This is a genomic window from Psychrosphaera sp. B3R10 (assembly GCF_018861025.1).
Lineage (GTDB): Bacteria > Pseudomonadota > Gammaproteobacteria > Enterobacterales > Alteromonadaceae > Psychrosphaera > Psychrosphaera algicola.
On record NZ_JAHKQH010000045.1, the window covers coordinates 15719 to 27926 of the forward strand.

15 protein-coding genes are annotated in these 12208 nt (G+C 41.3%); 2 read left to right on the forward strand and 13 right to left on the reverse strand.

Features of this window, described 5'->3' with window-relative positions:
- Positions 1-95 precede the first annotated feature (95 nt).
- The 13 genes from KO525_RS17745 to KO525_RS17805 form a co-directional block, all read right to left on the reverse strand.
- Positions 96-932, reverse strand: a complete 837-nt coding sequence (locus tag KO525_RS17745; protein WP_215965180.1) for a S1 RNA-binding domain-containing protein — start codon at positions 930-932, stop codon at positions 96-98.
- Positions 933-989: 57 nt separating this feature from the next.
- Complete coding sequence (mgtE, locus tag KO525_RS17750) at positions 990-2345, reverse strand: magnesium transporter (protein ID WP_215965181.1); 1356 nt, start codon at positions 2343-2345, stop codon at positions 990-992.
- A 177-nt stretch (positions 2346-2522) separates the two neighbouring features.
- The gene (locus tag KO525_RS17755) at positions 2523-2795 is read right to left on the reverse strand and encodes an HPr family phosphocarrier protein (RefSeq protein ID WP_215965182.1); all 273 of its coding nucleotides are present in this window, start codon (positions 2793-2795) and stop codon (positions 2523-2525) included.
- A gap of 2 nt (positions 2796-2797) precedes the next feature.
- Positions 2798-3658: an RNase adapter RapZ gene (gene rapZ, locus KO525_RS17760; RefSeq protein WP_215965183.1), complete on the reverse strand. Its 861-nt coding sequence runs from the start codon at positions 3656-3658 to the stop codon at positions 2798-2800.
- Position 3659: 1 nt separating this feature from the next.
- Positions 3660-4109 carry a PTS IIA-like nitrogen regulatory protein PtsN gene (gene ptsN, locus KO525_RS17765; RefSeq protein ID WP_215965184.1) on the reverse strand — a complete coding sequence of 150 codons (450 nt, stop codon included), beginning with the start codon at positions 4107-4109 and terminating at the stop codon, positions 3660-3662.
- An 88-nt stretch (positions 4110-4197) separates the two neighbouring features.
- Positions 4198-4485, reverse strand: coding sequence for a ribosome hibernation promoting factor (gene hpf, locus KO525_RS17770; protein WP_215965185.1), 288 nt, complete (start codon positions 4483-4485; stop codon positions 4198-4200).
- A 32-nt stretch (positions 4486-4517) separates the two neighbouring features.
- Entirely contained in the window at positions 4518-6008 is a 1491-nt protein-coding gene (locus KO525_RS17775; protein WP_215965186.1) for an RNA polymerase factor sigma-54, read from the reverse strand.
- A 43-nt stretch (positions 6009-6051) separates the two neighbouring features.
- The gene (gene lptB / locus KO525_RS17780) at positions 6052-6777 is read right to left on the reverse strand and encodes an LPS export ABC transporter ATP-binding protein (RefSeq protein WP_215965187.1); all 726 of its coding nucleotides are present in this window, start codon (positions 6775-6777) and stop codon (positions 6052-6054) included.
- A 19-nt stretch (positions 6778-6796) separates the two neighbouring features.
- On the reverse strand, positions 6797-7288 hold the full coding sequence (gene lptA, locus KO525_RS17785; RefSeq protein WP_215965188.1) for a lipopolysaccharide transport periplasmic protein LptA: 492 nt from the start codon (positions 7286-7288) through the stop codon (positions 6797-6799).
- On the reverse strand, positions 7288-7839 hold the full coding sequence (gene lptC / locus KO525_RS17790) for an LPS export ABC transporter periplasmic protein LptC (protein WP_215965189.1): 552 nt from the start codon (positions 7837-7839) through the stop codon (positions 7288-7290). The genes lptA and lptC overlap by 1 nt, the downstream gene beginning before the upstream one ends.
- Positions 7839-8405 carry a 3-deoxy-manno-octulosonate-8-phosphatase KdsC gene (gene kdsC / locus KO525_RS17795; protein ID WP_215965190.1) on the reverse strand — a complete coding sequence of 189 codons (567 nt, stop codon included), beginning with the start codon at positions 8403-8405 and terminating at the stop codon, positions 7839-7841. The genes lptC and kdsC overlap by 1 nt, the downstream gene beginning before the upstream one ends.
- Positions 8406-9371: a KpsF/GutQ family sugar-phosphate isomerase gene (locus KO525_RS17800; protein WP_215965191.1), complete on the reverse strand. Its 966-nt coding sequence runs from the start codon at positions 9369-9371 to the stop codon at positions 8406-8408.
- 14 nt (positions 9372-9385) lie between these two features.
- The gene (locus KO525_RS17805; RefSeq protein ID WP_215965192.1) at positions 9386-10345 is read right to left on the reverse strand and encodes a calcium/sodium antiporter; all 960 of its coding nucleotides are present in this window, start codon (positions 10343-10345) and stop codon (positions 9386-9388) included.
- Positions 10346-10614: 269 nt separating this feature from the next.
- Here KO525_RS17805 and KO525_RS17810 point away from each other — a divergent pair, with 269 nt between their 5' ends.
- Together KO525_RS17810 and mlaE are read left to right on the forward strand one after the other, a co-directional pair.
- Entirely contained in the window at positions 10615-11412 is a 798-nt protein-coding gene (locus KO525_RS17810) for an ATP-binding cassette domain-containing protein (protein WP_371744438.1), read from the forward strand.
- Between the two features lies 1 nt (position 11413).
- Complete coding sequence (gene mlaE, locus KO525_RS17815; protein WP_215965194.1) at positions 11414-12193, forward strand: lipid asymmetry maintenance ABC transporter permease subunit MlaE; 780 nt, start codon at positions 11414-11416, stop codon at positions 12191-12193.
- Positions 12194-12208 lie beyond the last annotated feature (15 nt).

Sequence of the window (12208 nt, forward strand, 5' to 3'; positions counted from 1 at the left end):
GGCGTTACTCTTGTCACCTGTACTTAACGGCTTAATACTTGTTTAAATGTAAAAAGTTGTAACAACCCCAGGATCTGTTCTAGGCCTTGTGTAGCCTACTTTTCGATCAGTCTGATACCGGTTGATTCGATGACTATGTCACCTTTTTTATACAGTCCACCAATGGCTTTTTTGAATGCGCTTTTGCTCATGCCAAATAATTTTCTAATTAAATTCGGATCTGACTTGTCGTGAACGCCGGCAAATCCACCTTCTTTAACTAAAAAGTCGATGATTTGTTGGCTCTGACGGTCACGAATTTCAGTGGTTTTTTCCAGCGCGATATTAATTTTGTCATCGCCACGGATCTGTTTTACAAATCCCGACACGGTTTCACCGTAGGATAATCGTTTTGATATGTCGTCTTTAAAAATTAGACCCCAATGGCTCTGGTTGATAATCGCCTTTAAGCCCAAATCTGTATTCGACGCAATAAGCAGTTCAACTTGTTCGTTTGTTTTAAATGTCTTGTTATTTTCTTCAACTAAAAATTTGTCTATTTTAGAAGACGCGGTAGGGCGTAAGTCGAGTGAATCGATATACATAGTGACGATATATGATTGGCCCACTTCCATTGGCGTATTTTGCTCTGCAAATGGCACCATCAAGTCTTTTTCTAAGCCCCAATCTAAAAACGCACCAACGCGATTAACGTCGACAACTTTTAAATAGGCAAATCCGCCAACTTGTATTTTAGGCTTTCTAAATGTTGCGATTGGTCGGTCTTTGGAATCTAGGTAAATAAATACACTGATCTCTTCGTCAACTTGCACTGTGTCATCAACTTCACGACGTGGAAGTAATATTTCGCCGGCTTCTCCACCGTCGAGAAACGCGCCAAATTCAACATGTTTTACTACAGTGAGCGTATTAAAGCGGCCAAGTTGTATCATTTAAGTCAGTCCAATATAAAGAAAATAGGGTATTCGGCAAGAGTATAGCGTATTGAGTTAGATCAGTAACCAAGTCGCTGTACCTAAAAAGGTAAAGATGCCGACTATGTCGGTAACTGTGGTTAATATTACACTGCCAGCAAGCGCTGGATCAATGTTCATGCGTTTTAGCATTAGGGGGATAAATACGCCAGAAAGTCCGGCTGCGATTAGGTTCATCATCATTGCAAAAGCAATAACAGCGCCTAACATTAAATCTTGTTTCCAAAGTGCAACTACACCAGCAATCAACACAGCCCAAATTAGACCATTATAGAAACCGATAGCGAGCTCTTTGCCCATTAACCATCGTTGGTTAGCTTGTGTAACATGACCTACGGCCATCCCGCGAATAACGAGAGTTAGTGTTTGACTACCCGCGACGCCACCCATACTCGGGACAATGGTATTTAAAACTGCTAGGAACGCTAATTCGTCGAGGGTTGATTCAAACAGGCTGGAGACAAATGCGGCTAATAACGCGGTAAACAGGTTCACGCCCAACCACAAAGAACGTCGTTGGGTACTTTTTACGATTGGCGCAAAGGTATCCGCCTCGTCGTCGAGACCCGCCATGCTTAGCATCGAGTGCGCGGCATTTTCGCGGATTACGTCGACGATGTCATCGATGGTTATACGTCCAAGCAATAACCCATTTTCGTCAATAACCGGAGCTGAAATCCAGTCGTACCGTTCAAACAAAGACGCGACTTCCGTTTCTTCCATCGTTGCAGGAATGACTTCGAAATCGGTTTCCATTACTTCAGAAATTAGGCTAACCGGTTGGCTGGTTAACAAGGCCGCGAGGGAGACTTCACCAATAAATTTTTCGTCTTTGTCCACTACATACAAATAATCGGTGGCTTCAGGTAAAGCGCCTTTTAATCTCAGATACCGCAAAATGACGTCCACCGTTACGTCCGGACGTACTGTTATTGTGTCGGTGTTCATCAATGCACCGGCGGTATCTTCTTCGTAGGACAACACACGCTCTGCGCGTTTGCGGTCTCGCTTGTCCATACTTTTTAATACTTTACGATAAATCGTATCTGGCATACCACGTAAGACTTCGGCAAAGTCGTCGTCGTCTAAGTTACCGGCAGCTTCAGCGACTTTTTCTGGGGTCATGCTACGTAAGATAGGGTTACGCACATCTTCAGACAGTTCTTCGAGAACTTCACCTTGGATACTGGAGTCGATTAATTGCCAAATTACGGTTCGAGATTTTGGTGGTGAGGAATGCAGTAACAGAGCGATATCTGAAGTAGGCATCGAATCCAACATGTTTCTAACGTGCACAAACATACCGCCGCTAAGTGCAGTATTGAGTTCTTCGATAGGGATGTTGTATTCTTGCTCTAAAAGCTCTGCCATAAAACCCTTAGTGTGTGATGAAGTTACTTTCTATAAAGGATATATTGCCAATCGCTGGCCCAATATATAAAGGAAACGTAAACCTAAGTGTGGTCTCGCCGCCAATATTAACTCAAAATGACATTTTTTAATAGCAACTGATTGTTTTTATTTAAGTTAAAACAATCAAAATACTAATTATTCGTCTTCATCAAATTTATTGCTAATGAGCTCGCAGATAGCGTCAACAGCGACTTTTGCTTCGTTACCCGTCGCGATTACGGTCACATCTTTACCTTGGTTACTGGCCAACATCAACAATGCCATCACACTATCGGCATTGGCTTTTTTGTCTGCTTGTTGAATAGTTACCGTTGCTTCAAATCCCTGAGCTAATTGCGCTAGTTTGGTGGCCGCACGGGCGTGCAACCCAAGTTTGTTTTCTATGGTAACGGTACGACTAATTTCCATGTTTATTCACTCTTCAAATAACGACTTATCTCACGATGGCGCGTTTTAACGTCATTTTCACGTGAGCGATATAAGTTTGCAAGTGCCTCGGCGATGTAAACCGAGCGATGTTTTCCGCCAGTACAGCCAATGGCAATGGTTAAATAACTGCGGTTGTTTCGTTCCAAATGTGGCAGCCACGTCGACATAAAGTTATTAATTTGGAATACAAATTTATTAACCAATGGCTCGGCTTCTAAAAATTCTATTACGGGTAAATCTAGGCCGGTTAAAGGCCGCAGAGCAGGTTCCCAATGTGGATTTGGTAAAAAACGTGCATCAAATACAAAGTCGATATCGTTTGGTACACCATATTTGAAACCGAAAGATTCAAACGTTATTACGAGGTTTTTTTCTGATTTACCAAGAATTTTTTCGCGCACCATTTCGGTTAGTTGGTGAACGTTTAAATCTGACGTGTCGATAAACAAATCGGCACGAGTCGCAATAGAATCAAGGAGCTTGCGTTCTTCTTGAATTGCCTCAGGTAGGCCAGACTCTTTTTTTGATAATGGGTGCAAGCGACGAGTTTCGCTATAACGACGGATCAAAACCTCGTCTTTAGCGTCAATATACAAAACCGTTGTATTAACGTTTTTAGGTAAAAAATCGAGGTTTTCGACTAGCTCTTGCTCGGATTCTGGAATATTCCGAACATCAATGCTAACGGCAACTTGTTCATAATTTTGACTGAGACTGTGCGATAGAGCTGGCAATAGATTTACTGGTAGGTTGTCTACACAGTAATAACCAAGGTCTTCTAACACTCGCAGTACGACGGTCTTCCCTGAGCCTGAACGGCCACTAACAATAAAAATATGCATTTTAGGCGGCTTCTATTATGTTGTATAAATCCAAATCTGTTTCTGCTCTACGAATTTTGCGTAAAACATCTTTGTTGTCAAAGGTTTTTGCTATCGATGCCAATGTTGCCAGATGAGTGTCGCATTGATCTTCTGGTACTAACAGGGCAAAAAATATATCTACAGGTCGTTTATCAATCGCATCGTAATTCACTCCTTTGTGGGTAACTAAGAGAACTGCTACGGCTTTACTCGAATTTTTTATTCGGCCATGTGGTATCGCAATTCCGTTACCTATACCAGTGCTGCCCAACTTTTCTCTGTTCATCAAGCTCTCTAAAATATCTATGCTAGATAAATTTGGCAGCTGCGCACTCGCAATTTCAGCTATATGTTCAAGTATTTTTTTCTTGCTTTTACAATCAGCAATAACTTTGGTGCAATCTGGTTGAAGTAATAATTTTAAATTCATGTTTGGTTAACTGCCTACCTTTTGCTTACGCCAAAAGGTGTTGTTTGTGACGCCGTCCCTAGCGTCACGTTTATTTAGTTTAAACCCATCAGTGACGGGTCAATTTCTCTTTATGTTTTATTACCTGTCGATCTAGCTTATCTATTAAACTATCAATCGCGGCATACATATCGTTATGTTCAGAAGTGGCGAACAATTCACCACCGTTTACATGTAAGGTTGCTTCAGCTATTTGACTCAGTTTTTCAACGTCTAAAATCACATGGACATTATTGATATGGTCAAAGTGACGCTCTAATTTAGCAAATTTGTTATCTACGTATTCTTTTAATGACTCTGTTAAATCTATATGACGACAAGTTAAATTAATTTGCATAAAAAATTCCTTCTGTTGATATAGAGAGGTGTTTACACCAGTCGTTTTCGTTGGTTTGAAGGGGGAATATTCAATGATTCCCGGTATTTTGCAATAGTCCGTCTGGCAACCTGAATACCTTGGTCAGCCAGGATCTCTGCAATTTTACTATCACTGAGAGGTTTAGCCTGATTTTCCGCCGCAACTAACTTTCTGATTAAAGCTCTAATCGCAGTGGAAGAACATTCACCACCGTTCTCTGTACTTACATGACTCGAAAAGAAGTACTTAAGTTCAAAAATTCCTCTAGGTGTGTGCATATATTTTTGAGTCGTCACACGAGAAATTGTTGATTCATGCATGTCGACCATTTCTGCGACATCGTTCAAAACCATTGGTTTCATGGCTTCTGGGCCGTATTCAAAAAATCCCTGCTGTTGCTGTACGATACAGTTTGATACTTTTAACAGTGTATCGTTACGACTTTCTAAACTTTTGATAAACCATTTAGCTTCTTGTAAATGGGAACGTACAAATTGCGTGTCACTGGTATTTTTTGAGGTTTTTGACAACGATGCATATTGTTCGTTTATTTTTAGTTTAGGCATGGAATTTGGATTTAGCTCTACTAACCAACGACCTTTTTTCTTAACGACCGTTACATCGGGAATGACGTAGTCGATTTCATCTTTGATAACGACACTTGCAGGATTTGGATTAAGTTGTTGGATGAGTTCTAGAATATCTTTCAGATCGGGTTCTTTTAACTTGGTTTTTCTAAGTAAAGTCCGGTAATCACGATTGGCCAGTAAATCGATATAATTGTCGATAACGTCTATGGCTTCAAATTTCCATGGCGTGTCATTTGAAAATTGTTTCAATTGCACCGACAAGCATTCTTGTAACCCTCTGCAGGCGACGCCTACGGGGTCGAATAGTTGAATACGTTTAAGTACCGCTTCAACTTCTTCTATTTCCACATCTTCGATGTCAATGGCTTCTACGATGTCCTCAGCGGTGAGGCGTAAAAAGCCTTTTTCGTCGACGCCGTCAATAATGGCGGTCGCGATTGCAAGATCTTGTTCGGTAAACGTAGAAAGGTTTAACTGCCAGCGGAGGTGGTCTTGAATATTGTCAGTGGTTTCACCTTGATAGACTGTGTCTTCGCCTTCATATGCTGGGCCAGAGCTCGCAGGGGCGGCGCTCATGTAGTCATCCCATGTTGTATCCGTAGACATCTCTTCACTGATGGTTTCGGTTTGAAGTGCTTCAGTGGTATTTATTTCTTCCTGCGCCCAGTCGGTATCGTCGTCGGTCGTTTTGTTTTGACCTTCCGTTTCACCCAATACATCTTCTATCGATTGCTCGCTTTTTTCGTGATTTAAACTTTCGTCTTCTGCGTCCAATAGAGGATTGCTATCCAAGGCTTCTTGAATTTCTTGGTGGAGTTCTAATGAGGATAACTGCAACAACCTTATGGCTTGTTGCAATTGTGGGGTCATTGTTAATTGCTGACCCATTTTTAATTGAAGTGAAGGTCTCATCTAATTCCAATCAGATTATACTAATTAATGGTTATACACTAAATTACAAAGTGAACTGGTCACCTAAGTAAACTTTTTTCACGATTTCGCTAGCAAGGACTTCTTCTGGTGTACCTTCTGCGATTAATTCACCATGACTCACGATATAGGCTTTTTCACATACATCAAGCGTTTCACGTACATTATGGTCGGTAATTAAAACACCGATCCCTTTTGCGACGAGTTGTTGGATAATCTTTTTAATATCAATTACTGATATAGGGTCGACCCCAGCAAATGGTTCGTCAAGTAATATGATTTTAGGATCCGCAGCCAGCGCTCTTGCAATTTCTACTCGCCTACGCTCACCACCTGACAATGCCATACCTAAACTATCGCGAATGTGTTCTATATGAAATTCACCAATAAGATCATCTAACAAATCGGCTTTTTGGTTGGCATTGATGTCCTTTCTCATTTGTAACACGGCCATGATATTTTGGGAAACAGTAAGTTTTCTAAATATCGATGATTCCTGTGGTAAATAACCTATTCCATGACGAGCACGAACATGCATTGGTTCGTGACTTAAGTCAATATCATTAAGCGTAATGCTACCTTTGTCGTTAGGAACCAATCCAACTATCATATAAAAAGTTGTCGTTTTACCGGCACCATTTGGCCCAAGTAGTCCGACGACTTCACCGGCATTAACTGAAATACTGACGTCTTTTACAACTTGCCTTTTGTTATACGACTTGGCGAGATGTGTTGCGATTAATTTAGTCATCGAGTTATTAATTCCGTCGTTAGCCGTTTTTCTTTTTTGTTTTTATCGTAGTGGTAACTCGACCACCCGTTGAGGCATCGCCATCCGCTTTTACGCGCTTTTTAGCAAGGTCAAATTCGATCGAGCCACTTTGTACTTCAGAGCCACCTTGTTTAAACTTTGCGTCGCCACTTAATTTAAGGGTTTGAGTTGTAACAAAGTATTCAATCTCGTTTGCTTTTGCGGTTAAGTTACCGTTTTCTTCGTCGATTTGAGTAAATAAAGCCGGACTGCCTTTGGCAATTAATTTTTCACCGGTGCCGTCCTGGGTGTCGACAAATAGCTCATCCGCTTTAATTGATATAGGCCCCTGAGAAACAACAACATTACCTTTAAAATACATCGTATTGTTGTTGTAATTAAGATCTTGATTGTCCGATTTTATTTTCAAATCTTCGCTGTTTGCCGAAACGGCCATACTAAATAGAGCAACCAATATTGTGGCGATATACGCGTGTCGCTTGAATGTCATTACTTGTTACCTTTAATCAGCGTTTCCACATGATGAGTTAGTGTCACCGTGCCTTCAGTTAAATTTGCAACCAAACCTTGCCCAACAATTGTCAATTTATCACCCGTAATCGTAATCGGATTGTCTGTTGTTACCAAGTTAGAGTCTAAGTTAATTTCTAAAAAATTTGTTGTTATGGTTTGGATCAACGACTTTTCGCCAAGTTGTACCATGATGACATTTTTATCTAAGGTTAATATACCTTCTTGCATGTCGCCAATTTGTGCGGAGAGTCGCCAAAATGGTTTTTTATCTTGATAAATTATAAATTCAGGTGAAATAAAATGAGTAAGGGACAACTCTGAGAAGTGCTCCATTTTTTGTGAAAACACTTCTTGCTGCAGTTCACCATTAGAGTCAAACAACTCTTGATGCAGCAATTTAGCGGTAAATTCCGGGATCAGTTCTTCTTCAAAGTCAAAAGGCATTTGCGATTGTGGCGCGAAATTGGGCTGCCATAAAACGGCAACGATCCCCAAAAACAATATAACAACAACGCCACGGGCTAACATTATAGACTTGCTCCGGTGATATTCTCGGTAATGTACTCTTCACCATAGTTCGCCATGATCAGTAGGTCGGTTAATTCTCTTACAGAACCTCGTCCACCATTTAATGTCGTTACTAAATGAGCAATGCTTTTGATATATGGGTGCGCGTCGCCTGTAGCGGTTGCAAGGCCAACTTTTAACATTACCGGAGCATCTGGAAAATCATCACCAATGTATGCGATTTGTTCGTCGGTTAAGTTTAAGTCTGATTTTAGTTGCTCGTAACCTTCTAGTTTTTGGTCCATACCTTGGTAAATATGTTTTACACCTAAACTGCTCATGCGAGTTTGCACAATTGTTGATTTGCGTCCCGTGATTACGGCGACTTCAACACCTGCATCTATTAAAGAACGAATGCCATAACCATCTTTGGTATTAAAGCCTTTTAATTCTTCACCACTGTTGGCTAGAATTACGGTTCCGTCTGAAAAAACGCCGTCGATATCGCATATTAATAATTTGATTTGCTGCGCGCGAGCGACAACATCATTTGGTATTGCCTGATACCAAGTTTCATATCTGCGCATTTAAAGTACCCCTGCTTTTAATAAGTCGTGCATATTTATCGCGCCCACTGGGAAGTTATTATCATCGATTATAAAAAGACTGTTTATCTTTTTTTCTTCCATAATATGCAAAGTTTCAGCGGCAAGGATATTTGCGGCGCTGCAAATTGAGTTACGAGTCATATAGTTAACTATACCGGCGGACATGTCGAGCTTGTCTTGATCTAGACAACGACGCAAGTCTCCGTCGGTAAAAATACCCGCTAATTGTCCCTGGTCATTGGTGATCCCCGTCATACCAAGTCCTTTGGCTGACATTTCGATGATCGCTTGTTTTAATGTCGCTTGGTCAGTGACCAACGGGATCCGTTTTTCAGTATGCATTACATCTTTATTAGTGAGTAATAACTTACGGCCAAGTGCTCCGCCGGGGTGACTAAGGGCAAAGTCTTCCGCGGTAAACCCACGTTCTTCTAACATTGACACGGCCAATGCATCGCCAAGAACTAAACTCGCTGTTGTCGATGCTGTTGGTGCAAGTCCGAGTGGGCAGGCTTCTTGTTTAACGCCTGCATAAAGGTGCACATCGGAATTAACGGCTAGTGTTGAGCTTGGTTTTCCAGTCATAGAGACAATTGCACAGCCAATGCGTTTTAACACCGGTAATAACGAAATGACTTCGGCTGTTTCACCACTGTTTGATAACGCTAACACTATATCGGCGTCGGTAAACATACCTAAGTCGCCATGACTTGCTTCACCGGGGTGAACATAAAAAGCTGGTGTCCCTGTGCTAGCTAATGTCGCCGCTATTTTGTTGGCTATATGACCTGACTTGCCCATTCCAGTAACAATAATTCGCCCTTTACACGCCAACATTAGTTCGCATGCATTTGCAAAATTGATGTCTATGGAATCGGAAAGTTGCTCAATAGCGGCCTTTTCAATCGCAACAACTTGTAAACCTGATTGTATTAACGAATTCATAATAACGACTTAAACTAACTAAATAAGACAATTTGGTATGCAACGAACCCTACTAACAGTAAACCGCCTTCAACGCGATTAATTCTGCGAGTGCCTTTAAAGTTCATTGCCATAAACAGTAGAGCGACTGTTGCTCCGATCATGACAAAAATATCACGGGATGCGGCGTTCGGGTCTATTTCACTCGGATGAATAAGGGCGCCAACCGATAACACGGCTAGTATATTAAATATGTTTGAGCCGATGACATTACCAATTGCCATGTCATCTTCGCCTTTTAATACGCCGGCTACACTTGCCGCAAGCTCTGGCAAACTGGTTCCAATCGCGATAATTGTTAATCCAATAACAAGGTCGCTAATGCCAAAGAATTGAGCGATGATCACTGCAGAGTTGACTAAAAAGTGAGAGCTAAGTGGCAACATGATTAACCCAGCGATGACCCACAACACGGCATATAAGGTTGGTAAATCTGACGGGATTTCGTCGTCGTTATCGGCAAGTAAAGGGTCGTTAGGGTTCTTAGTGTGGTTAGCCAAAAAAATGAGAAAGCCAATAAACATAAAAAAGCCAACCAACAGGCCGATTCCTTCGTTAAAGCTTAAAACATTATCAGATAAGATATACCAGGCGAGCAATGTAAATCCTAATAGAATCGGCATTTCACGATATAAGGTGGTAGAAGATACTGTCAGTGGGCGAACCATCGTTGTAATGCCAAGCACTAAAAGTATGTTTGTAATGTTAGAACCAAGTGCATTACCGACGGAGGTATCCGTCGCACCATTTAATGCCGCATTGGCTGATACCATTATTTCAGGTGCAGATGAGCCCATTGCAACTATAGTTAAGCCGATGATCATTGGAGAAACGCCCAGATTTCTGGCTAATCCAGAAGCTCCATATACAAATTTGTCGGCGCTCCACACGAGCACCGCAAAGGAAAGAATTAAAATTATTGAGGCAGATAACATAAATTAAGTCATATCGATAAACATAGTTGCCTGATATTGTGGCGGTTGTAGAATTATAAAGCAAAGAATTATCGTTGATTTAACGCATTTAGGAAACTTTTTGCGTGATTTTTCGTCAATATAGCTACGTTACATTTTTTAACGTTTTAGACGTAGCATAATCGCTATTTAACTCATACAATGTACATCATATGGAGCCACTATTAATGTCAGAATCGGAGTTGCGATTGACCTCTCAATTAGAAAACAGTGAACAACCCTCAGATTGGTTGAAATCACCACATGTTGAACTAAAAAACGTGACGTTTTCTAGAGGCGACAGATTGATCTACGACAACATGTCTATGATCTTTCCTAAAGGTAAAGTGACCGCAATAATGGGACCGAGTGGTATAGGCAAAACAACCTTGCTGCGTTTGATTGGCGGTCAATTATATCCTGATTCGGGTGAAATTCTTGTTAATGGTCACAATATCCCTTCTTTAAGTCGTTCGGAATTATATAAAGTTCGTGAGACAATGAGCATGTTATTTCAAAGTGGAGCGTTATTCACCGAAATGACGGTCTTTGATAATGTGGCGTTTCCAATTCGAGAACACACTAAGTTACCGGAAGACATCATCCGAACTATGGTTTTAATGAAACTTGAGGCCGTTGGTTTGCGTGGTGCTCACAGCTTGATGCCAAATGAGTTATCCGGAGGTATGGCAAGACGAGCTGCCTTGGCACGTTCAATTGCTCTGGATCCAGAATTGATAATGTACGACGAACCATTTGTAGGACAAGACCCAATATCTATGGGCGTATTGGTTCGTTTAATAAGAGATTTAAACCAGTCATTGAACTTATCAAGCATTGTGGTATCTCATGATGTAACAGAAGTGATGAGTATTGCTGATTATATTTATATCGTTGCCGATAAAAGAGTTATTGGGCATGGAACTAAAGAGCAACTATTGGCGAGTGAGTCACCTTTGGTCCAGCAATTTTTAAGGGGTGAGTCAGATGGTCCGGTGCCATTTCATTACAACGCTCAGCCTATCAAGCAAGATTTAATGCAGGATTAAGATGGATTGGTTGCAAAATTTAGGTAAGGGTACGTTAAGTAGTTTCGCGGCGATTGGTCGGGCGACGTATCTTTTATTTGGTGCTTTATTTGGTGGTAAACCAAATTTCAAAAAAGCGTTTCCACTGCTAATTAAGCAAATACATGTGGTTGGCGTTCAGTCACTTGTGCTTATTTTAGTGTCAGGTTTATTTATCGGTATGGTACTCGCCTTGCAAGGCTATACTGTGTTAATTGATTACGGCGCTGAGGATAGCTTAGGTCCTATGGTGTCATTGGCACTATTAAGAGAATTAGGGCCGGTTGTTACCGCATTGCTGTTTGCTGGCCGTGCAGGTTCGGCATTAACAGCTGAAATTGGCTTGATGAAAGCAACCGAGCAGTTAACGTCGTTAGAAATGATGGCGGTTGATCCACTTCGCCGAATAGTCGCTCCACGATTTTGGGCTGGTGTGATTAGTATGCCTTTGTTGGCAATCATGTTTTCGTCGGTAGGTATTCTTGGTGGCCACATAGTTGGTGTCGAGTGGCTTGGTGTTGATCAGGGGAGCTTCTGGTCCATTATGCAAGCTAGCGTTGATTTCACAGATGACATCTTAAACGGTGTTATTAAAAGTATTGTTTTTGCGTTTGTAGTGACTTGGATTGCATTATTTAGAGGTTATGATGCAGTTCCGACGTCGGAAGGAATTAGCCAGGCGACAACACAAACTGTTGTGCAAGCGTCGTTGGCAGTATTGGGGTTGGACTTTGTTCTTACAGCCCTTATGTTTGGAAATTAAAAGTTGGTAATTTAA